19 protein-coding genes and 1 tRNA gene are annotated in these 20,839 nt (G+C 73.6%); 3 read left to right on the top strand and 17 right to left on the bottom strand.

The genetic code is table 11. From position 1 onward, the window contains the following. Positions 1-10 precede the first annotated feature (10 nt). From dxs to ACZ3J7_RS03895, 14 genes are all read right to left on the bottom strand, one after another. The gene (dxs, locus tag ACZ3J7_RS03960) at positions 11-1,936 is read right to left on the bottom strand and encodes a 1-deoxy-D-xylulose-5-phosphate synthase (RefSeq protein ID WP_465616527.1); all 1,926 of its coding nucleotides are present in this window, start codon (positions 1,934-1,936) and stop codon (positions 11-13) included. A 112-nt stretch (positions 1,937-2,048) separates the two neighbouring features. Then, positions 2,049-3,074: an adenosyl-hopene transferase HpnH gene (gene hpnH, locus ACZ3J7_RS03955; RefSeq protein ID WP_465616525.1), complete on the bottom strand. Its 1,026-nt coding sequence runs from the start codon at positions 3,072-3,074 to the stop codon at positions 2,049-2,051. 3 nt (positions 3,075-3,077) lie between these two features. After that, positions 3,078-3,746, bottom strand: a complete 669-nt coding sequence (locus ACZ3J7_RS03950; protein ID WP_465616523.1) for a phosphorylase family protein — start codon at positions 3,744-3,746, stop codon at positions 3,078-3,080. Continuing rightward, positions 3,743-5,701: a squalene--hopene cyclase gene (gene shc / locus ACZ3J7_RS03945; RefSeq protein ID WP_465616521.1), complete on the bottom strand. Its 1,959-nt coding sequence runs from the start codon at positions 5,699-5,701 to the stop codon at positions 3,743-3,745. The genes ACZ3J7_RS03950 and shc overlap by 4 nt, the downstream gene beginning before the upstream one ends. A gap of 7 nt (positions 5,702-5,708) precedes the next feature. Then, positions 5,709-6,872 carry a polyprenyl synthetase family protein gene (locus ACZ3J7_RS03940; RefSeq protein WP_465616519.1) on the bottom strand — a complete coding sequence of 388 codons (1,164 nt, stop codon included), beginning with the start codon at positions 6,870-6,872 and terminating at the stop codon, positions 5,709-5,711. After that, complete coding sequence (hpnE, locus tag ACZ3J7_RS03935) at positions 6,869-8,266, bottom strand: hydroxysqualene dehydroxylase HpnE (RefSeq protein ID WP_465616517.1); 1,398 nt, start codon at positions 8,264-8,266, stop codon at positions 6,869-6,871. Before hpnE ends, ACZ3J7_RS03940 begins: the two co-directional genes overlap by 4 nt. A gap of 94 nt (positions 8,267-8,360) precedes the next feature. Further along, positions 8,361-9,218 carry a presqualene diphosphate synthase HpnD gene (gene hpnD / locus ACZ3J7_RS03930; RefSeq protein WP_465616587.1) on the bottom strand — a complete coding sequence of 286 codons (858 nt, stop codon included), beginning with the start codon at positions 9,216-9,218 and terminating at the stop codon, positions 8,361-8,363. A gap of 41 nt (positions 9,219-9,259) precedes the next feature. After that, entirely contained in the window at positions 9,260-10,180 is a 921-nt protein-coding gene (gene hpnC / locus ACZ3J7_RS03925) for a squalene synthase HpnC (protein WP_465616515.1), read from the bottom strand. Between the two features lie 192 nt (positions 10,181-10,372). Then, on the bottom strand, positions 10,373-11,182 hold the full coding sequence (locus tag ACZ3J7_RS03920; protein ID WP_465616513.1) for an ABC transporter ATP-binding protein: 810 nt from the start codon (positions 11,180-11,182) through the stop codon (positions 10,373-10,375). Then, entirely contained in the window at positions 11,175-12,116 is a 942-nt protein-coding gene (locus ACZ3J7_RS03915; protein WP_465616511.1) for an ABC transporter permease, read from the bottom strand. The genes ACZ3J7_RS03920 and ACZ3J7_RS03915 overlap by 8 nt, the downstream gene beginning before the upstream one ends. Before the next feature lie 118 nt (positions 12,117-12,234). Then, positions 12,235-13,080, bottom strand: coding sequence for a glycosyltransferase family 2 protein (locus tag ACZ3J7_RS03910; RefSeq protein ID WP_465616585.1), 846 nt, complete (start codon positions 13,078-13,080; stop codon positions 12,235-12,237). 35 nt (positions 13,081-13,115) lie between these two features. Then, entirely contained in the window at positions 13,116-13,946 is an 831-nt protein-coding gene (locus ACZ3J7_RS03905; protein WP_465616509.1) for a CDP-alcohol phosphatidyltransferase family protein, read from the bottom strand. Continuing rightward, entirely contained in the window at positions 13,924-14,985 is a 1,062-nt protein-coding gene (locus tag ACZ3J7_RS03900; RefSeq protein WP_465616507.1) for an iron-containing alcohol dehydrogenase family protein, read from the bottom strand. Before ACZ3J7_RS03900 ends, ACZ3J7_RS03905 begins: the two co-directional genes overlap by 23 nt. Then, complete coding sequence (locus ACZ3J7_RS03895; protein ID WP_465616505.1) at positions 14,973-15,728, bottom strand: phosphocholine cytidylyltransferase family protein; 756 nt, start codon at positions 15,726-15,728, stop codon at positions 14,973-14,975. Before ACZ3J7_RS03895 ends, ACZ3J7_RS03900 begins: the two co-directional genes overlap by 13 nt. Positions 15,729-16,267: 539 nt before the next feature. Here ACZ3J7_RS03895 and idi point away from each other — a divergent pair. Next, positions 16,268-16,897, top strand: coding sequence for an isopentenyl-diphosphate Delta-isomerase (gene idi, locus ACZ3J7_RS03890; RefSeq protein WP_465616503.1), 630 nt, complete (start codon positions 16,268-16,270; stop codon positions 16,895-16,897). A 200-nt stretch (positions 16,898-17,097) separates the two neighbouring features. On the opposite strand, the gene ACZ3J7_RS03885 is transcribed toward idi, so the two are convergent. Further along, the gene (locus ACZ3J7_RS03885; protein ID WP_465616501.1) at positions 17,098-17,637 is read right to left on the bottom strand and encodes an ATP-binding protein; all 540 of its coding nucleotides are present in this window, start codon (positions 17,635-17,637) and stop codon (positions 17,098-17,100) included. 453 nt (positions 17,638-18,090) lie between these two features. On the opposite strand from ACZ3J7_RS03885, the gene ACZ3J7_RS03880 reads away from it, so the two are divergent. Continuing rightward, positions 18,091-18,178 (top strand) — tRNA-Leu (locus ACZ3J7_RS03880). On the opposite strand, the gene ACZ3J7_RS03875 is transcribed toward ACZ3J7_RS03880, so the two are convergent. Beyond that, the gene (locus tag ACZ3J7_RS03875; protein ID WP_465616499.1) at positions 18,157-18,696 is read right to left on the bottom strand and encodes a MerR family transcriptional regulator; all 540 of its coding nucleotides are present in this window, start codon (positions 18,694-18,696) and stop codon (positions 18,157-18,159) included. The genes ACZ3J7_RS03880 and ACZ3J7_RS03875 overlap by 22 nt on opposite strands. 91 nt (positions 18,697-18,787) lie before the next feature. Between ACZ3J7_RS03875 and ACZ3J7_RS03870 the strand changes: the two genes are divergently transcribed. Then, positions 18,788-20,263: an MFS transporter gene (locus ACZ3J7_RS03870; protein ID WP_465616497.1), complete on the top strand. Its 1,476-nt coding sequence runs from the start codon at positions 18,788-18,790 to the stop codon at positions 20,261-20,263. On the opposite strand, the gene ACZ3J7_RS03865 is transcribed toward ACZ3J7_RS03870, so the two are convergent. Beyond that, positions 20,233-20,643: a Fur family transcriptional regulator gene (locus ACZ3J7_RS03865; RefSeq protein ID WP_465616495.1), complete on the bottom strand. Its 411-nt coding sequence runs from the start codon at positions 20,641-20,643 to the stop codon at positions 20,233-20,235. The genes ACZ3J7_RS03870 and ACZ3J7_RS03865 overlap by 31 nt on opposite strands. Positions 20,644-20,839: the final 196 nt, after the last annotated feature.

Below are 20,839 nucleotides of genomic sequence, written 5' to 3'. Positions count from 1 at the left end.
CTCCGATCGGTCACTTGCGCGGCACCCTGGGCCGGTACTCCTGGGCCCCGGTCCGGGTGCCGGGCAGCAGGCGGCGGGCGTAGGCGGCGGTCTGGGCGGCGACGCCGGTGCCGGTGAGCCCGATCTCCTCGAGGATCTCACCGCGCGAGGCGTGCGCCAGGAACTCCTGCGGGACGCCGAGGTCGCGCAGCGGGACGTCGACCTCGGCGTCCCGCATGGCCTGGGCGATCGCGGCGCCGACGCCGCCGGCCCGGCCGTTGTCCTCGACGGTGACCACCATCCGGTGGGCGGCGGCCAGCGTGACGAGGGCGGGGTCGACGGGCTTGACCCAGCGCGGGTCGACGACGGTGGCGGTGATGCCGTCGGCGGCGAGCAGCGCGGCGGCGTCCAGGCAGGCGGGGGCCATCGGGCCGACGGCGACCAGCAGCACGTCGGGGCTGGGGCCGGTGCGGGTCAGCACGTCGACGCCGCCGATCCGTTCGACCGCCGGGATCGCGGGTCCGAGGTCGCCCTTGGGGAAGCGCACCACGGTGGGCGCGTCCTCGACCGCGACCGCCTCCCGGAGCTGTTCGCGCAGCCGGTCGGCGTCGCGCGGCGCGGCCAGCCGCAGACCGGGGACGACCTGCAGGATCGACATGTCCCACGTGCCGTTGTGCGAGGCGCCGTCGTTGCCGGTGACCCCGGCCCGGTCGAGCACGAAGGTGACGCCGAGCCGGTGCAGGGCGACGTCCATCAGCACCTGGTCGAAGGCCCGGTTCAGGAAGGTCGCGTAGACCGCGACGACCGGGTGCAGCCCCCCGGTGGCCAGGCCCGCGGCGGAGGCGACGGCGTGCTGCTCGGCGATCCCGACGTCGTAGGTCCGCCCGGGGTGGGCGGCCGCGAACGGGCCGAGGCCGACGGGGTGCAGCATCGCGGCGGTGACGGCGACCAGGTCGGGGCGCTCGGCGCCGAGGGCGAGCATCTCCTGGCCGAACACGGACGTCCAGGAGGCGCCGGCGGACGGCGAGACCGGCAGGCAGGTGTACGGGTCGATCGGGCCGACGGCGTGGAAGCGGTCGGCCTCGTCCTGCTCGGCGGGCCGGTAGCCGCGGCCCTTGACGGTCAGGCAGTGCACGATGACGGGTCCGCCGAAGTGCCGGGCCTGGCGCAGCGCCTGTTCGACGGCGGCGATGTCGTGGCCGTCGATCGGGCCGAGGTACTTCAGGCCGAGGTCCTCGAACATGCCCTGCGGGGCGAAGGCGTCCTTGAAGCCCTTCTTGGCGCCGTGCAGCGCGTCGAACAGCGGCGGGCCGACCACGGGGGTGCGCTGCAGGGCGTCCTTGCCCCAGGCGAGGAAGCGCTCGTAGCCGCGGGTGGTGCGCAGGGTGGCGAGGTGGTGGGCGAGGCCGCCGATGGTGGGCGCGTAGGAGCGCTCGTTGTCGTTGACGACGATGACCAGCGGGCGGTCCTCGGCCTCGGCGATGTTGTTGAGCGCCTCCCAGGCCATGCCGCCGGTGAGCGCGCCGTCGCCGATCACGGCGACGGTGCAGCGGTCGACGCCGAGCAGCTGGTTGGCCTTGGCGATGCCGTCGGCGTAGCCGAGCGCGGTGGAGGCGTGCGAGTTCTCGATCAGGTCGTGCTCGGACTCGGCGCGCGAGGGGTAGCCGGAGAGCCCGTCCTTGGCGCGCAGCCGGCTGAAATCCTGCCGGCCGGTGAGCAGCTTGTGCACGTAGGCCTGGTGGCCGGTGTCCCACAGGACGCGGTCGTGCGGGGAGTCGAAGACCCGGTGCAGGGCGATGCTGAGTTCGACCACGCCGAGGTTGGGGCCGAGGTGGCCGCCGGTGCGGGTGACGGCGTCGATCAGGAAGTCGCGGATCTCGTCGGCGAGCGGCGGCAGCTGCTCGGGGCGCAGTCGTCTGAGGTCGGCGGGCCCGGTGATCTGGCTCAGCAGTGGCATGTCGTACCCCTCACGGCCGGTTCGTCGTACGTGGCTGTCTGGTCCAGCCTGCGGCCCGGCGGGCGCGGTCGCCTGTCGGCGTGGGCCGCCCGCGCCGGGCCCTGACGGCCGGTCAGCGGGCCTTGGGCGAGGCGAGGGTCTCGCGGGCGGCGCGGATCGACTCCTTGAGCGAGCCCATGGTGGCGAGCACGGCGGTCGGTTCGTACCCGCAGTGGGCCATGCAGTTGTCGCAGCGCGGGTCGCGGCCGCGGCCGTACTTGTCCCAGTCGGTCTTCTCGATCAGTTCCCGGTAGGTGGGGACGTAGCCGTCGGACATCAGGTAGCAGGGGCGCTGCCAGCCGAACAGCGAGTAGTTGGGGATGCCCCAGGCGGTGCACTCGAAGTCGACCTTGCCCTCCAGGAAGTCCAGGAAGAGCGGGCTGTGGTTGAGCCGCCAGCGCCGCCGGTTCCCGCCGGAGAAGGCCTTGCGGAAGAGTTCGCGGGTCTGCTCGACGCCGAGGAAGTGATCCTGGTCGGGGGCCTTCTCGTACGCGTAGGCCGGGGAGATCATCATCTCGTCGACCTTGAGGTCGTCGTTGAGGTAGTCCAGCACCTCGACGACGGTCTGCGCGGTGTCGGTGTTGAAGAAGGTCGAGTTGGTGGTGACCCGGAAGCCCCGCCGCTTGGCCTCCTTGATCGCCTCGACGGCCTCCGCGAAGGTGCCCTCCTTGGCCACCGAGGCGTCGTGCCGCTCCTCCAGGCCGTCGATGTGGACGGCGAAGGTGAAGTACGGCGAAGGGGTGAACTTGTCGAGCTTCTTGCGCAGCAGCAGGGCGTTGGTGCACAGGAAGACGTACTTGCGGCGCTCGACCAGCTGGCGGACGATCTCGTCGATCTGCGGGTGCATCAGCGGCTCGCCGCCGGCGATGGAGACCATCGGGGCCCCGCACTCCAGGACCGCGCCGACCGCCTGGGCGACCGGCATCCGCTGCTTGAGGACGCCTGCCGGGTGCTGGATCTTGCCGCAGCCCTCGCACTTGAGGTTGCAGGCGAACAGCGGCTCCAGTTCGACGATGAGCGGGAACTTGTCCCGGCGCCTGATCTTCTGCTGCATGAGGTAGGTGGACACGCGGATGGTCTGACGCAGCGGCATGGCCATGGCTTAGCTCGCCTCCTGGGGGAGCGTCGAGGGCTGTGGGTTCGTCAGCTCGGTGGGGGTGGCGACCGCCTGCCGGTGCCACGCGGTGAGGGCGGGCACGGCGGCCCGCAGGGACCGCCAGGCGCGCACCCCGGCCGGCAGGGTGCCGGGGCGGATCAGTTCCCGTTCGGGGGTGTCGACCACCACCCGCAGCACGGCCGCGGGCAGCCCGGGGGCGTGCGCGGCGCGGGCGGCGAGGACGGCGGCGGCCTCCATGTCGACGGCGAGCGCGCCCTCGTGGTGGAGCCGGGCCCGTTCGGCGCCGCGCACCACGTGGTCGGCGGTGCGGTGGGTGCCGAGGTGGGCCCGCAGGCCGGCCTCCTCCAGCGCGGTGGCCAGCGCGGGCGCGGAGTCCAGCGGGTGCTCGCCGCCCTCGGCGTCGGTGACCCGGTCGGCGACGATCACCTCGCCGGGCCGTACCCCGGGCCCGAGCGCGGCGCCGAACCCGGCGACCAGCAGCGCCCCGTAGCCGCCCGCGTCGAGCAGCGCGGCGGCCTTCCGCCCGGCGGCCCGGCGGCCCATCCCGGTCCGGGCCAGCACCGGCGGCCCGCCGGCCGCGCCGGACCAGTCCCCGCCGCGCAGCGCCCAGGCCTCCGGCCCGAGCGCGCACAGCACCAGCAGCGGGGCGGTCACCGCGCACCGCCCCGGCCGAGCGGAGTGGCGTGCACGTACCGGCCGAGCGCGGTGACCGGGAAGACCAGGCGGTACAGGTGGTAGTTGATGGAGAAGTCCCAGGGGAAGCCGGTGCCGGTGAACTGGGGTTCGTCCCACGTCCCGTCCGGGCGCTGGGTGGCGGTCAGCCAGGCGACGCCGCGCTCGACCTGCTCCGACTCGCGCTCGCCGGCGGCGAGCAGCGCCATCAGCGCCCAGGCGGTCTGCGAGGCGGTGGACTCGCCGCGGCCGGCCCAGGTGGCCGGGTCCTCGTAGGAGCGCATGTCCTCGCCCCAGCCGCCGTCCGGGTTCTGCCGGTCGGCCAGCCAGGCGACGGCGCGCCGGACGGCGGGGTGGCCGGGGGCGACGCCGGCGGCGATCAGGGCGGGCAGCACCGAGCCGGTGCCGTAGATGTAGTTGGTGCCCCAGCGGCCGAACCAGGAGCCGTCGGCCTCCTGGTGGCGCAGCAGCCAGGCGACGCCGCGCCGGGCGCGCGGGTCGCGGGCGCGGCCGGTCTCGGCGAGCATCTCGACCACGTGCGCGGTGACGTCGGCCGAGGGCGGGTCGATGACCTCGCCGAAGTCGCAGAACGGGAGCTTGTTGGGGAGCTTGCTGGTGTTGTCGGCGTCGAAGGCCCCCCAGGCGCCGTCCTTGGACTGCATGCCGAGGTTCCAGTCGACGGCCCGCTCGACGGCGCCGGCCAGCCGGGCGCGGTCGGGATGGTCGATCCGGCGCAGCGCGAGGACGACCTCGGCGGTGTCGTCGACGTCCGGGTAGGTGTCGTTCTGGAACTCGAAGGCCCAGCCGCCGGGGGCCAGCCGGGGGCGCTTGACCGCCCAGTCGCCGCGGGTGGTGACCTCCTCGTCGAGCATCCAGCCGCCGGCCCGGACCAGCGCGGGGTGGTCGGCGGGCAGTCCGGCGTCGCGCAGCGCGATGGCGGCCAGGCAGGTGTCCCAGACCGGGGACTGGCAGGCCTCCATCCAGCGCTTGCCGTCCTCGGTGTGGACGGTGAAGGAGTCGAAGGCGGCGAGTCCGGCCCGCATCACGGGGTGGTCGAGCCGGTAGCCCATCAGCCGCAGCGCGATCAGCGAGTAGACGGCGGGCGGCTGGATGCCGCCCCAGCAGCCGTCGGCCTCCTGCCGTTCGATGATCCAGGCGGTGGCCTGCCGCAGCGCGAGGCGGCGGACCGGTTTGATGGCGTGCCGGTGGTAGCGGTGCATCAGCTGGTCGAGCCGCTGGAACAGGCCCTCCCAGCTGTGCGCCGGCGCGAACGGCTGCTCGGGGTACGGGCGGGCCGGGTCGGTGTGCAGTTCGGCGAGGCCGAACGGGGCGGGGCGGACCGGGCGGTGCGCGGAGACCACGGTGAGCGGGACGATGGTCTGCCGGGCCCACTGGCCGAAGGAGTAGATGTTCAGCGGTGCCCAGCTGGGCAGGAACAGGACTTCGGGGGGCAGTTCGGGGAGCTTCTCCCAGGGCCACCAGCCGAACAGGGCCAGCCAGATCCGGGTGAACACCCGGGCCGCGGCGATGCCGCCGCGTTCGCGGACGAAGGCGGCCGCGGCGCGCATGTGCGGGGCGTCCGCGGCGTCCCCGGCGAGCCGGAGGGCCACGTACGCCTCGACGGTGGTGGAGAGTTCGGGCGGGCCGCCGTGGAAGGTGGCCCAGGTGCCGTCCTCCCGCTGCCGGGAGCGGATCCAGGCCGCGGTGGCCCGGGTCTGCTCCTCGGTGCGGATGCCCAGGAACTCCCTGAGCAGCAGGTCTTCGGCGTCCATGGTGACGTTGGTCTCCAGGTCGCCCTTCCACCAGCCGTCGGCGTGCTGGAGTGACAGCAGGTGCGCGGTGGCGCGGCTGAGCGCCGCCGCTGGTGAGGAGTCCTCGGATCGTGCTGGTGCAACTGAGGTTTGGGGTCCGAGCCTTCCACCCGCGGTTGCTGTCACTCTTACGTCACCTCTCTCTGACCACCACGAATTCGGCGAGTGCGACGAAGTGCTCGCGCACCTCGTCGGCCATGGGCACCTCGCCGAGGGCGGCGAGGGCGGTGTCGTACTGGCGGCGGGCCTCTTCCTGGGTCCAGGCCCGGCCGCCGGCCTGCTCGATCAGCGCGGCGCGGGCGGCGAGCACGTGCTCGTCCTCCTCGCCCCGGCCGGTCGGGTCGGCCAGCTGTGCGGCCAGCTCGCGGGAGGCGGCGCCCCCCTCGGCCAGCGCGGCGCACACCGGCAGCGACTTCTTCCGCGACTGGAGGTCGCTCCAGTGCGGCTTGCCGGTCACTTCGGTGGCGCCCCAGATGCCCAGCAGGTCGTCCACCGCCTGGAACGCGAGCCCGAGGTGGTAGCCGTACCGCTGGAGCGCGTCGGACACCCGGTCGTCGGCGCCGGCCAGCACCGCGCCGATCGCCGCCGAGGCGGCCAGCAGGGCGCCGGTCTTGCCGCCCTCCATGGCCAGGCACTCCTCGACCGTCACCGCGTCGCGCTGCTCGAACGAGACGTCGAGCGCCTGTCCGTCGATCAGCCGCCGGGTGGCGGTGGTGATCAGGCGGACGGCGCGGGCGGCGTCGACCGGGTCGGCCCCGCCGGTCACCGCGGCGTCCAGCAGGACCTCGGTGCCGAGGGTGGCCAGCGCGTCGCCGGCCAGTACGGCCTGCGCCGGGCCGAACACCGTCCAGGCGGTGGCCCGGTGCCTGCGCGTCTCGTCACCGTCCATCAGGTCATCATGGAGGAGGGAGAAGTTGTGCACCAGCTCGACCGACACGCCGCCGGGTACGCCCACCTGCGCGTTCGCACCCACCGCCTCGGCCGAGAGCAGGGCCAGCGCCGGGCGCACGGCCTTGCCGCCGTCGCCCGCGGCGGGCTTGCCGTCCCGGTCGATCCAGCCGAAGTGGTAGGCGGCGACGGAGTCCATCGGTGCGGCCAAACGGGCGACGGCCGCGCGCATCGGCGGCGTGCAGAGCGTGCGTCCGCGCGCCAGCAGGTCGAGGACGGTCGGGGTGTCCTCGACCGTCGAGCCGGTGCGTGCCTCCACGTGGGTTCCCTCTCGGTGCGTCCGCCCGGCCGCGGTGTGCGGTCGGCGGGGTGTGGTGTCGGTGGTCGGGGGGTGGGAGGGCGGCGTCATCGGGGCCACCGTCCGTCACCCCGGTCGACCGGGATCCGGCCGTGGCCGGCCAGGGCGGCGTCGGCGGCCGTGTGGCCGCTGCGCACCGCGCCCTCCATCGTCGCTGGCCAGCCGGTGGCCGTCCAGGACCCGGCGAGCAGGACGCCGGGGAGGTCGGTGCGCGCGCCGGGGCGCAGCCGGGCGGTGCCGGGCGCCGGGTCGAACGTCGCGGTGCGCTCGCGGGTGACGAAGAAGTCGAGCACCCGGGCGCCGCGGGCGGCGGGCAGCAGGCGTTCCAGCTCCGGCAGGTAGCGGGCGCGCAGTTCGGCGACCGGCAAGTCGATCTCGTCCTCGGCGGCGGACTGCGAGACCGCCAGGTACTGGGCGCCGGGGACGTCGAGGCCGGAGTGCCGGGTCCGGTCGAAGACGAACTGGACCGGGGAGCCGAGCGCGGCGAAGAACGGGCGGCGGACCAGCCGCCGGTCGTAGACCGCGTGCACGTTGAGGATCGGCGCGGTGCCGAAGTCGGCCAGCCGGTACCGCGCGGGCAGGGCGCCGTCGGGCAGCAGGGCGGCCGCGGTGTCCTGCGCGCCGGCCAGCACGACGGTGTCGGCGGTGAGCAGCTCGCCACCCTCCAGCCGGACGCCGTTCTGCTCGGCGGCCTTCAGTTCGGCGGCCCGGGTGCGCAGCAGCACCCGGACGCCGGCCCGCTCCAGCTCGGCCAGGGCCCGGTCGTGGTGGATCTCGCCGAGCGGGACGGCGGCGGTGCCGATGTCGGCGGCGCCGGGGTCGGAGAGCAGGCCGGTCTTGAAGACCTTGGCGGCCAGCGCCAGCGAGGTGCGGTCGGCGGTGGCGTTCAGGGTGGCGACGCCGACGAGGTCCCAGACGGCCTCGACGGTGGCGGGGGTCTGGCCGTGCCGGCGCAGCCACTCGCCGAAGGAGAGGTCGTCCAGCGCCGGATCGGCGGGGTCGAGCTTCTTCAGGGCGAGCGCGCCGCGCACCACCCGCAGCCGGTCGGCGGGGCCCAGGTGCCGGTAGGTGGCCAGGCTGCCGGCCAGGTGCAGCGGGACGGGCAGCTCGGCGCGGCGCAGCCGGCCGAGGCTGCGGGTGCCGTCGGGGGCGAGGGCGAGGACCGGTACGTCCAGCCGGGGCTGGAGGTCGACCAGGCCGTTGGCGCCGAGCCGGTCGACCAGGCCGCGGTAGGCGGTGCAGCAGCGCAGGTAGACGTGCTGGCCGTTGTCGACGGTCAGCTCGCCGCGCTTGAAGGAGAAGGCCAGGCCGCCGAGCCGGGGCCGGGCCTCCAGCAGGGTGGTGCGGACGCCGGCGTCGGCCAGCCGCAGGGCCGCGGTGATGCCGGCCAGGCCGCCGCCGACCACCACGGCGGTGTGTTCGCGCCGCACTGTCGGCGTGCTCATCGGCCCTCCTGGTCAGCGGTGGACTCTGGGCACAACAACGTGCGCATGCGTCGTGATTCCCCGTTGACACAGCGTGACATAACTGGCGCGAGAATCAAGAACGCCCTCCGGCGAGCCCGGACAGTGCCACGTACGCCTTCTCCCAGCCGGGCAGGGAGACCCGGCCGCGGAGCACCGAGTGCGGGTCGGCGGCGATCCGGCCGAGCAGGCGGTGGTAGATGCCGGCCATCGCGGCGGTGGCGGCGCGGCTGCGGCGGTCGAGCATCGGCAGCAGGCGCAGGCCCTCCTCGAAGGCGCCCTGGGCGCGTTCGGCCTCGAAGGCGACCAGGCCGGTGAAGTCGGCGCCGACCGGGAGGCCGGGGAGGGCGAAGCCCTGCTGGCAGCCGAACCGGACCAGGTCCTCGGTGGGGAGGTAGGTGCGGCCGTTCAGGGCGTCCTCGCGCAGGTCGCGCAGGATGTTGGTGAGCTGGAGGGCCAGGCCGAGGGTGTCGGCGTACTCGGCGCCGCGCTCCCAGTCCTCGCAGCCGTAGACGCCGAGCGAGAGCCGGCCGATCGAGCCGGCCACGCAGCGGCAGTAGACCTTGAGCTCGTCGTAGCTGGTGTACTCGACGCCCTTGAGGTCCATCTCGACGCCGTCGATCAGCTCGTCGAAGCCGCCGAGCGGGATCGGGAAGCGGCGGGCGGCGTCGGCCAGCGCGACCTTGATCGGGTCGGTGTCCTCCTCGCCGACCCCGCCGGAGCGGACCTCGTCCAGCAGGGCGCGGGTGCGGGCCAGCGCCTCGGCCTTCTGCTCGGCGGGCAGTTCGCCGTCGCCGATGTCGTCGACCCGGCGGGCCAGCGCGTAGAGCGCCGACATCGCCAGCCGCTTGGCCTCGGGCAGCAGCCGGATGCCGTAGCTGAAGTTGCGGGCCTGCAGGGCGGTGACCGCCTCGCAGTACCGGTAGGCCGCCATGACCGGCGCGGACGCCAGTGGTGATGCCCCCACGCGGGCGCTCACCTTCCCTTCGCGAAGAGTGCCGCCGCCCGGCCGGCCAGGCGGCGCTTGTCGGGCTTCGCCCGGTGCGCGAGCACGTCGAACCTGACCGCCTCGATGGCGTCCAGGGCCGCGTACCCGCCGGCGGTGAATCCCGCCAGCAGCAGTCGGAGCCTTCCGTGAACCGTACCCACCAGCGGTGCGCCGCGGTCGAGCAGGGTCCGGGCCCGGCTCGCCTCCCAGGCGATCAGCTGGCGGACGCCGCGGGTGGCGGTGTCGGCGGCGAGGTCGTGCTCGGTGACGCCGAAGGAGGCGAGGTCCTCCTGCGGGAGGTAGATCCGGCCGCGCCGCAGGTCCTCGGCGACGTCCTGGAGGTGCTCGACGATCTGCAGCGCGGTGCAGATGGCGTCGGAGAGTTCGATCCGCCGGGGGGTGGCCCGGCCGGCCAGCGCGAGCACCAGGCGGCCGACCGGGTCGGCGGAGAGGGTGCAGTAGTGGCGCAGGTCGGCGTAGGTCGCGTAGCGGGTGGTGGTCTGGTCCACCCGGTTGGCCTCGATCAGCCGGCGGAACGGCTCGGGGGTGACGGCGTGCCGCTCGATCAGCGGGACGAGGCCGCGCAGCAGCGGGTGCCGGGGCTCGCCGGGGTCGGCGCCCAGGACGGTGCCGTGCGGGGCCGGGTCGTCGCCGAGGGCGGTGGCGAAGGCGCGGTCGAGGTCGCGCTCCAGGCCGTCCAGCAGGGCGAGTCGGAAGCCGTCGTCGGAGGGGTCGCCGGGGACGTCCAGCAGCCGGGCGGCGGCGGCCGGGTCGGCGAGGTCGCCGTCGCCGGCGTCGTCGACCAGGCGGGCGAAGCCGTAGACCGCCATCAGGTCGCCGCGCCAGGCGGCGGGGAGGAAGCCGGGGGCGACCGGGAAGTTCTCCAGGTCGGCCTTGTCCAGCGTCACCGCTACTGTCTGGTTATCTGACTTAGTTGAATCCGACACTGCCGTCACTCCCCCGTTCTACACCGGGCCGCACCGCCACCGCGCCACGGACACGCTTCCGTCGTCCCGCCTTCACCCGCCGCACGTCGCAGGGCCGGTGCCCGGGGATCCGCTCCCCGGGCACCGGCCCTGCGACCCGCGACCCGCCCCCGCTCAGGGGCGCTCGCCCTTCTCGTACCGGCGGACCACCTCGTCGGTGTACCCGTCCATGATCAGCTCGCCGTGCTCGATCCAGATCGTCCGCTCGCAGGTCTCCCGGATCGCGTTGTTGTCGTGGCTGACCAGGAAGACCGTGCCGGCCTCCTTGCGCAGCTCGTTGATCCGGTCCTTGGAGCGCTTCTGGAAGCCCTGGTCGCCGGTGGCGAGCGCCTCGTCGATCAGCAGCACGTCGTGGGTCTTCGCCGCCGCGATGGAGAACCGCAGGCGGGCGCCCATGCCGGAGGAGTACGTGCGCATCGGCAGCGAGATGAAGTCGCCCTTCTCGTTGATGCCCGAGAAGTCGACGATGCTCTGGTAGCGCTCGCGCACCTGGGCCGGGGACATGCCCATCGCCAGGCAGCCGAGCACCACGTTGCGCTCACCGGTCAGGTCGTTCATCAGCGCCGCGTTGACGCCCAGCAGCGAGGGCTGGCCCTGGGTGTAGATGCCGCCCCTGGCGGTCGGCAGCAGACCCGCGATGGCCGCCAGCATGGTCGACTTGCCGGAGCCGTTCGAGCCGATCAGGCCGATCGCCTCGCCCTTGTACGCGGTGAAGCTGATGCCGCGCACCGCGTGCACCTCGCGGATCGCGGGCGACTTCTTGCGGGTGATGATCCGGCTGAGCGCCGAGGTGGCGCTGCCCTTGCCGGAGCCGGCGCCGTGCACCTTGTAGACGATGTGCACGTCGTCCACCACGACGGTGGGGATCTGGGCCTTTTCCACCGCGGTGGTCTCCTTGACGGTGTCGAGAGCTGCGTCAGCCACGGCCGTACTCCTCCTCGGACTTCCAGAAGAACACGAAGCCGATCACGAAGGCGACCACCGCCCAGGTACCGGCCATCATCCAGATGTGGTGCGGCAGGATCAGTGCCTTGTCCCCGTAGATCTTCTTGTCGAAGCTGTCGGGCATGAACGCGTAGCGCATCAGGTCCATGTAGACCGTCGCCGGGTTCCACGAGTAGACCGTCTGCCAGATCTCCGGCCAGGTCTTGATGTAGCCCGAGACGCTGTACATCACGCCGGAGACGTACATCCAGGTGCGCAGCAGGAACGGCATCAGCTGCGAGATGTCCGAGGTCTTGGCGCCGACCCGGGCCATCACCATCGCCAGGCCGGTGTTGAACATCGACTGCAGCAGCAGCGTCGGGATGATCAGCAGCCAGGTCATGGTCGGCGTGACGTCGTTCAGCAGCACGATGGCGACCAGCACCACCATCGAGATCAGCAGCTGCTGGAGCTGGATCACGGTGAAGGCGATCGGCAGGGAGGCGCGCGGGAAGTGCAGCGCCCGGATCAGGCCGAGGTTGTCGGAGATCGACCGGGTGCCGGCCTGGATCGCGCTCTGCGAGAACTGGAAGACGAAGACGCCGACGCACAGCCAGGCAATGTAGACCGGGACCGAGTCCCGGCTCTTCATGATCACACCGAAGACCAGGTAGAACACCGCGCAGTTCAGCAGCGGGGTGAGCACCTGCCAGAGCTGGCCGAGCTTCGCCGTGGTGTACTGCGCGACCAGGCGGGCGGTGGCGAAGGCGGTGATGAAGCTGCGCCGCGCCCAGAGCTGGCGCACGTACTGCGGCAGGCTCGGCCGCTTGCCGCTGACGGACAACCCGTACTTGTCCGCGAGCTGCTTCGGGGTCAGACCCGCGTCGGAACCCCTTGGTGCGGAGAGGTTGACCGGGTCACTCAGTGTCGACACATTCGTCCTTCAGGGGGTCGGAATCCGCTGCCCGGGGGGACGGGACAGGGGACCGGGGCGTACCACGGGAGCTCTGGTCTGCTCGCGGCCGGCTCGTCGCCGAGCCGACCGGTCGCGATCAGATGATTGGCGGTCTGCCGAGCCTGGTCAAGCGCCAGACGGTGGACCACTTCATCGGCCGACGCGGACCGCAGGGCTCGCTCCAGCCGGCCCGGAACCCGCCGATCCACGCCTTCAGCGCCGCCCCGGAGGGACGCCTGAGCACGGTCAGCAGGAACCAGGTTCCCAGATAGAGAGGCACCAAGGGGACCGGAAGGTTCCGCCTGGCCAGCCACACCCGGTTGCGGGCCACGTTGTGGAAGTACGCGGCGTGCCGGGCCGGCGAGGTCGCGGGGTGGTGCAGCACCACCCCGGGGAGGTAGTCGATCGACCAGCCCGCGTCCAGCGCGCGCCAGGCCAGGTCGGTCTCCTCGTGCGCGTAGAAGAACTCCGCGGGCAGCTGGCCCGCCTGCGCGAACACCGTGGTGCGCACCGCGCTGGCGCCGCCCAGGAAGGTGGTCACCCGGGAGCCGCGCAGCGGGTCGCTGGAGCGCAGCCGGGGCACGTGCCGGCGCTGGGTGGTCCCGGTCTCCGGGTCGGCGATCCGGAACGAGACGATGCCCAGCGACGGGTCGGCGGTGAACGCGGCGCGCAGCAGCTCGGCCGAGTCGGTGTGCGGCAGCAGGCCGTCGTCGTCCAGGAACAGCACCGCGTCGACGTCCCGGCCGTCCGGGCCGAACAGCTCGATGCCGACGTTGCGGCCGCCCGGGATGCCGAGGTTCTCCGGCAGCTCGACGCTCCGCACGCCCTCCGGCAGGACGGGCAGCGGGGCGCCGTTGCCGACCACCGCGAGCTCCACCGGCGGGCCCTGCTGGGCCCGGACCGACTCGATCAGGGCGTTCAGCTCGGCCGGCCGGTTGCCCATCGTGATGATGACCGCGCCGAGCCGGAAGCCGTCGCTCACCGCAGCCTGCTGGACAGCACGATGGACAGCAGGTGCAGGACGGTCTGCAGCACCGCGATGGCGGCCAGCACCACGACCGCGAGGCGGGTGAAGAACAGGTCGCCGCGGACCGCGTCGGCGATGCCGGCGGCCAGGATGAACAGCGAGGCCTCGACCGCGCCGACCAGGCGGTGGAACTTGAGCAGCGAGGCGGCCCGGCGCGCCTTGGCCACCGCGCTGGAGCGCGGCACCGAGGCGCTGTCGTCGACGGCGGTCAGGCCGGAGCGGGCCCGGGCCACGTCGACCAGGTCGGTCTCGGACTTGATCAGGATCGCGCCGAGCGCGGCCAGCGTGCCCAGGAAGGCCCACTGCCAGGCGGCGTGCGCGCCCTCGCGGTGGAACAGGTCGGCGGCCCGCAGGCCCAGGCCGGTGAGCAGCGCGGCCTCGGACACGTAGTGGCCGACCCGGTCCAGGTAGACGCCGGTCAGCGAGGTCTGCCGGCGCCAGCGGGCCACCTCGCCGTCCACGCAGTCCAGCAGCAGGTAGACCTGGATCAGCAGGGCGCCGAGCACCGCGCCGGCCAGGCCGGGCACCAGCAGGGCGACGCCGGCCAGGACGCCGGTGAGCATCATCAGGTAGGTCAGGCCGTTGGGCGTGATCACCGTGACGGTCGACAGGACGCGGGTGATCCGCAGCGAGATCCTCCGCATGTAGAGGCGGCCGGCCCAGTGCTCGGCACTGCGGCGCTGGAGCATGCCCTCCGGGTGGATCACCGCCCGCAGTTCCTCGATCGACGGGCGCCGGGTCAGGTCGACCGGCGGGCGTTCAGCTGTTGACGGCTTGGACATAGTCGGCGTACGCGTCCCTGATGTCTGTGGCGGAGAGGTCGAGGTGTTCGAGGATGGTGAAGCGCCCCGGTCTGGTGTTCGGAGCGTAGTGCACCGCTTCGGTGAACTCCGCTTCGGTGAAGCCGAGCTGATCGGCCGTCACCGGCAGGCCGTGGAAGCGCAGGCGCTCCACGATCAGCCCGGACAGCTCCCGCTCGCCCCGCAGGTGGCAGGCGAAGGCGGCACCGAGGCCGACCTGCTCACCGTGCTGGCCGGGCCGCTTGGGGTGCAGCTCGACCAGGGCGTGCGAGATCTCGTGGCAGGCGCCCGAGCTGGGCCGGGTGCTGCCCGCGATGTTCATCGCGATGCCGGACAGTACCAGGGCTTCCGTCAGCGTGGTCAGCAGGTCCGGGTCATCCACGGTGCCCGGGTGCCGGAGCAGGTTCTCCCCGGCCGAGCGGGCCATCGCGACGGCCAGTCCGTCCACGGGTTCGCCGGTCACGGCGTGCGAGAGCTCCCAGTCCGCGCAGGCGGAGATGTTGGAGATGGCGTCGCCGATCCCTGCGGCCACGAACTGCTTCGGGGCCTTGGCGATCACGTCCAGGTCGACGATGATGCCGATCGGGCTGGGCACCCCGTACGAGCCCCGGCCGGCGTCGTTGTCGAGGGTCGCCACCGGGGAGCAGATGCCGTCGTGCGCGAGGTTGGTGGCGACCGCGACCACCGGCAGGCCGACCCGCGCCGCGGCGTACTTCGCCGCGTCGATGATCTTGCCGCCGCCGAGCGCCACCAGGGCGTCGTAGTGGCCGCGCCGCATCTCCTCGGCCAGCCGCACCGCGGCGTCCAGGGTGCCGTCGGCCACCGGGTACCAGTCGGCGCCGGGCAGCGCCGGCTCCAGGCGCTCGCGCAGCAGCGCGCCGGAGCCGCCGCTGATCGCCACCGCGATCCGGCCGCCGGACGACAGCCGCTGGTCGGCGAGGATGCCGCCGAGCGAGTCCAGGGCGCCCGGCCGGATCTCCACGAAGACCGGCGAGGGCACCAGCCGGGTCAGTACTGGCACGCGATCTCCCGGGCCTTGGCGAGGTCCTCGTGGTTGTCGACCTCGACCCAGGAGACCTCGCCGATCGGCTGCACGTCGACGGTCAGGCCACGGTCGACCATCTCCTGGTAGCCGTCCTCGTAGTACAGCTGCGGGTCGCGCTCGTAGACCGCCTTCAGCGCGTCGGCGAGGGCGTCGGCGGCGGACGGGTTGATCACGGTGACGCCGATGTACTCGCCGGTGGCCTCCAGCGGGTCCATCAGCTTGGTGATCCGGCGCACGCCCAGCTCGGGGTCGACGACGACCTTCATCTCCTCGTCGGCGAGCTTCTTCACGGTGTCCAGCGCGAGCAGGATCCCGGGGGCGCGGCCCTCCTTGGCCCGGCGGTCGTTGCCGTCCAGCATGGTGCGCTGCACCGAGGCCGGGTGCACGGTGTCGCCGTTGGCGAGCAGCAGGCCCTCGGCGAACAGCTCGCGGGCGCACCACAGCGAGTAGGCGTTGTTCCACTCCTCGGCCTTGTCGTTCTCGACCAGGGTGAGCTTCACGCCGTACTTCCGCTCCAGCGCCTCCCGGCGCTCGTACACGGCCTCCTTGCGGTAGCCGACCACGATCGCGGCCTCCCGCAGGCCGACCTCGGCGAAGTTCCCGAGGGTCAGGTCGAGCACCGTCCGCTCCCCGTCGACCGGCACCAGCGCCTTGGGCAGGGTGTCGGTGTACGGACGGAGCCGGCGGCCGGCGCCGGCGGCCAGGACGAGGCCGATCATGCGGGACTCCAGGGTCTCTCGGGTGCCGCGCGGCGCCGACCCGGGTCGGTCGTACCGCAGCACGGCCTGGTGCGGCCGCGGCTGCGGCGCGCCGAGTGGGCGACCACTGCGGGCCGCCCGGTGTCACTGATGGTAGGCGACCTCGGCGACCTGCCAGAACGCGGCCCCGGACGGTTCGCGGTCGGCCCGGCGGTCCGGCGCGGCGGGCGGCGCGGCGGGTGGCGCGGTGGCCGGGCGGTCGTTCCGGTGGCCGCTCCCTTGATCGTTCTTGTGATCGTTTGCCGCAGGCCGGTGAACATTCGGTGACCGGGGCCGACCGCCGGTCGAACGCTTCTGCCAGTGGCGCCCTCCTCGGCCGCCGGGGTGTGCGTCGCGGCCCCGCGGCGGGTGGGCCATGCGGCAGACTTGGGCCCCGACGCCGTCGGCGGACCGGCCGGTCCGGGCCGACGCGCGCGCAGCCACCCCAAGGACCGGGGCCGGCGGCCCGGCGACCACGACCGGGTGAGGCGACACCTGGTCCGCGTGCCGAAAGGGGCATTGTGCCCATGAGCCCTGCTGTCAGCCCGACCGAAGCCCTCTCGCCCGAACTGGCCTCCGCCACCGGCGCCGGGAGCGCGCCCGCGCCCGCGCCCGGCGAGATCCTGCTGGAACTGGTCGACGACGACGGCGTGACCATCGGGACCGGCGAGAAGCACTGGGCCCACCAGCAGCCGGGACGGCTGCACCGGGCGTTCTCGGTCTTCCTCTTCGACCGCCAGGGCCGGATGCTGCTGCAGCGCCGGGCCCTCGGCAAGTACCACTCCCCCGGCGTCTGGTCGAACACCTGCTGCGGCCACCCCTACCCCGGCGAGCAGCCCTTCACCGCCGCCGCCCGCCGCACCGCGGAGGAGCTGGGCATCGCCCCGGCCCTGCTCTGCGAGGCCGGCAACGTCCGCTACGACCTGCCGGACGAGGCCTCCGGCCTGATCGAGCGGGAGTGGAACCACCTGTTCGTCGGGCTGGTCACCGCCGAGCCGGACCCGGACCCGGAGGAGGTCGAGGACACCCGTTTCGTGACGGCGGCGGAGCTGCGCGAGCTGCGGGCCGAGAAGCCGTTCTCGGTGTGGTTCGAGACGGTGTTCGAGGCGGCGCTGCCGGGAATCCGGGAGATCGCCGGGCGCGATTGGTGACGCGTGATCGATGACGCGGCATCGATGACGCGGCATCGGTGTTGCGACATCGATGTTGTGACATCGGTGTCGCGGCACGGGTGACCTGTCATCGGTGTCGCGACAATTGGTGACCCGGCATCGGTGACGTGACACCGATGACGTGACACGGATGTCGTCCCCTCGTGTGTCGCGGCACGGATGCGCCGACCCGGGCGGCCTCAGTAGTCGGGGTCGTCGTCGGGGTCGGCCCCCGGGCCGGTGCCGGTCCGGGCGGGGAGCGGGAGGCTGGCCCAGATCACCTTGCCGCCCTCCTCGGTGCGCTCGACGTCGCACTCGCCGCCGGCCTGCAGGGTGATGCTCTTGACCAGCAGCAGGCCACGGCCGCCCGGGCGGGCGGGGTCGTTCTCCTGGGCCTTGGGGCGGTAGGGGTGGCCGTCGACGACCGAGACCCGGACCCGGTCGGCGGTGATGGCGAGCTCGCACACCACCTCCGGGGAGAGCACCGCCGCGTGCGTGACGGCGTTGGAGACCAGCTCGGAGACGATCAGCAGCAGGTCGTCGACCAGTTCCTGGTAGCGCTCCCCCGCCATCCCCTGGGCCAGCAGCCGGTCCCGCACGGCGTGTCTGGTGCGCGGCACCGACGCCTCGTGGGAGACCGCCGAGAAGCGCCAGCGGCCGCCCTCCGGCCCGGGGGCGGGCTCGCGGCCGGGCCACCAGGTCGCGGCGTCGGGGGCCACCTTGTCCGTCTGCTGTTCCACTGCACGCCGCCCTTCACGCGGTGAACGGGAGGCTCCCGCGCCGGGGTCCGGCCGGCGGCGGCTGTCGGGAATCGGGCGTTCCGCTCAAGGCTCCCTGGTGCACGAGGCTAGGAGAGCACCTGCCGATGACCCGCACCGGGACTGGAACTACGCGTGTCGTGAAGGTTCCCGACCGATTCGGTGCGTGTTGTGAACCCTCCTGGCCGGTCGCGTCGCACCACGGGCCCACTGTTGCCGCCAGAACGCCCGTCCGAAATCCCGCCGACCCCCCGCCACCAGGGCAATCACCGGCCGGGGGACCGGCCGGGCGGGTGGCTTGTCCGGCTATGTCCGACTCCTCGGCGGTCGGCCGTCCGGCCGCCGAAAACGCAGGTGAGAAGCACTCCCCGGGCCTGGTAATGTTCTCTCTGTCGCCAGGGGGCGGCCGAAAGGAAGCCCCGAGGTGAACACCCGGTCCGGGTGGCGGAATGGCAGACGCGCTAGCTTGAGGTGCTAGTGCCCTTTATCGGGCGTGGGGGTTCAAGTCCCCCCTCGGACACCAACGCAGGGCCCCAGAGTCTCTCTGGGGCCCTGCTGGTTTTCCGGCGCTTTCCCGGTGCTTTCCCGGTGCGGGTCGTCCCCGGCCCCTTCGGCCGGGGTCCAGAGGTTCTCGGCGCGGCCCTCGGCGAGGCGGGTGCGGTAGGTGTCGACCTTGTGGTCGATCCGGGCCAGGTGGGTGCGGAGTTCGGCGAGCCGGGTGGCGACGTCGGCGCGGTGGGCTTCGAGCAGGGCCAGTCGGGCGGGTTCGTTGCCGGGCCCGGCAGTGACGAGTTCGGCGTAGCGGCGGATGGCGCGGATCGGCATGCCGGTGGCGCGCAGGCGGGTGCAGAGGTCGATCCACCGCAGGTCGCGGGGGTGGTAGCGGCGGCGGCCGCCGGGGGTGCGGTCGATCTCGGTGACGACCAGGCCGGCCCGCTCGTAGTAGCGCAGGGTGTGGACGCTGACGCCGGTCCGTTCGGCGGCCTCGGCGATGGTCAACCCCTCGGCGGGGACGTCGGATCGGGGATTGATTTCGAGCACGCTCGAAATCGTAGCCTCGGTGCCGCCGCCCGGGACCGGCGCGGTTGACACCGCGTCAACTGCCGTCCAGGCGATGGACGGAGGAGACGTGGTGACGGAACTCGACGACCGGCGCAGGAGGTTGGTGCTCGCGGTGTGCTGCGTGAGCATGGTGCTGGTGGTGCTGGACGTCTCGGTGGTGAACGTGGCGCTGCCGGCGGTCCGCCGGGAGTGGGGGGCGCCGGTGTCGGCGCTGCAGTGGACGGTGGACGCGTACACGCTGGTGCTGGCGGCGTTCCTGCTGCCCGCGGGGGCCGCGGCGGACCGGTGGGGGCGGCGGCGGGTGTTCGTGCTGGGGCTGCTGGTGTTCGGGGCGGGGTCGGCGCTGTGCGCGCTGGCGCCGGGGGCGGGGTGGCTGGTGGCAGCACGGGCGGTGCAGGCGGTGGGCGGGACGATGCTGAACCCGGTGGCGATGGCGATCGTGGCGACGGCGTTCCCGCGGCCGGCCGGACGGGCCCGGGCGATCGGGGTGTTCGGGTCGGTGTCGGGGCTCGGGCTGGCGCTGGGGCCGGTGGTGGGCGGGGCGCTGGTGCAGGGGTGGGGCTGGCGGGCGGTGTTCTGGGTGAACCTGCCGGTGGTGGCGGCGGGGGTGGCGGGGGCGCTGCGCTGGGTGCCGGAGTCCCGGGCGGCGCGGGCCCGGCGGTTCGATCCGGTGGGACAGCTGCTGGTGGTGGCGCTGCTGGGCGGGACGGTGTTCGCGCTGATCTCGGCGGAGCGGGCGGGCTGGTCGGCGCCGCTGGTGTGGGGACCGCTGGCGGGGGCGGCGCTGGCCGTGCCGGCGCTGGGGTGGTACGAGGCGCGGCGGACGGACCCGCTGCTGGAGGTGCGGCTGCTGCGGCGCGGCCCGCTGGCGGCGGCGCTGGTGCTGGCGTTCGCGGCGCTGGGCGCGTTCGCGGCGTTCCTGTTCGCGGTGTCGCTGTACCTGCAGGGGGTGCGCGGGCTGTCGCCGCTGCGGGCGGGGTCGTGCCTGCTGCCGGTGGGGGCGCTGATCCTGCTGCTGTCGCCGCGGACCGGCCGGGTGGTGGGCCGGTCCGGGCCGCGCGGGCCGCTGCTGGTGTCGGGCGCGGCGTTGGCGCTGGCGGGCGCGCTGCTGCTGGGGACGGGCCCGGGGACGCCGCTGCCGGCGCTGCTGGCGGTGTTCGCGCTGGTGGGGGTGTTCCAGGGGACGGTGAACCCGCCGGTGACGAACACCGCGGTGGCCGGGCTGCCGGCCGCGATGGCGGGGGTGGCCGCCGCGCTGGCCTCGGCGGCCCGGCAGACCGGTTCGGCGGTGGGCGTGGCGGTGGCGGGCGGCCTGCTGGCGCCCGGGGTGGCGGCGGGCGGCGCGGCGTTCGACGCGGCGGCGCGCGGGGTGTGGTGGCTGCTGCTGGCGGCGGGCGTGCTGATCGCGCTGCTCGGCGCGGCGGGGCCGGGCGCCCGGCGTGCGGGGGCGGGCGGGCCGGGCGCCCGGCGGACCGGGGCGGAGGGGGCGGACGGCGCGGGGGCGGGCGTCCGGGGTCAGGTGCAGTCGGGGCAGATGCCGCGGTAGGTGACTTCGGCGGTGGTGAGGGCGAAGCCGAAGCGTTCGGCGGCGGGGAGGGCGGCGAGCGGGTCGCCGGTGGGGTGGACGTCGCGGATGGTGCCGCAGGCGGAGCAGACCAGGTGCTGGTGGGGCTGGTGGGCGTTGGGGTCGTAGCGCTTGGCGCGGCCGTCGGTGGCGACTTCGAGGACCTCGCCGAGCGTGACGAGTTCGCCGAGGGTGTTGTAGACGGTGGCGCGGGAGATCTCCGGGAGGCGGTCGGCGGCGCGTGCGTGCACCTCGTCGGCGGTGAGGTGCACGTGGTCGCCGTCGAGCACCTCGGCGACCACCCGGCGCTGCGAGGTGAGTCGCCAGCCGCGGGCCCGCAGTCGTTCCAACAGGTCACTCATCTTGTTCACCCATTCAGCTCAATATTCGCCCGAACTGTACAGCGGGGGCTCCGTCGCCCCCGATTCGAGCGGGATCATCACCCGTTTGACCCTCTTCTTGACTTAGACTCGGTCTATCTTAGGATCGGCTCCGAAGAAGAGCCAAGAGGTACGTCGCAGCGCGCTACTCCGCCCGCTTCCGCCCGACCCCGGAGGG

This window comes from Kitasatospora sp. NPDC015121 (assembly GCF_055562955.1).
The sequence above is the reverse complement of the archived record's forward strand: the minus strand, read 5'-3'. Positions and strand labels throughout refer to the sequence as shown.

Bases quoted from the DNA above. Each gene is read 5' to 3' on its own strand.
- hpnE (WP_465616517.1), bottom strand. From the start codon at position 8,266: ATGAGCACGCCGACAGTGCGGCGCGAACACACCGCCGTGGTGGTCGGC.
- ACZ3J7_RS03895 (WP_465616505.1), bottom strand. From the start codon at position 15,728: ATGATCGGCCTCGTCCTGGCCGCCGGCGCCGGCCGCCGGCTCCGTCCG.
- ACZ3J7_RS03865 (WP_465616495.1), bottom strand. From the start codon at position 20,643: ATGAGTGACCTGTTGGAACGACTGCGGGCCCGCGGCTGGCGACTCACC.
- hpnD (WP_465616587.1), bottom strand. From the start codon at position 9,218: ATGGCGGCCTACCGGTACTGCGAGGCGGTCACCGCCCTGCAGGCCCGC.
- hpnH (WP_465616525.1), bottom strand. From the start codon at position 3,074: ATGGCCATGCCGCTGCGTCAGACCATCCGCGTGTCCACCTACCTCATG.
- dxs (WP_465616527.1), bottom strand. From the start codon at position 1,936: ATGCCACTGCTGAGCCAGATCACCGGGCCCGCCGACCTCAGACGACTG.
- ACZ3J7_RS03940 (WP_465616519.1), bottom strand. From the start codon at position 6,872: ATGACGCCGCCCTCCCACCCCCCGACCACCGACACCACACCCCGCCGA.
- ACZ3J7_RS03910 (WP_465616585.1), bottom strand. From the start codon at position 13,080: ATGGGCAACCGGCCGGCCGAGCTGAACGCCCTGATCGAGTCGGTCCGG.
- ACZ3J7_RS03905 (WP_465616509.1), bottom strand. From the start codon at position 13,946: ATGTCCAAGCCGTCAACAGCTGAACGCCCGCCGGTCGACCTGACCCGG.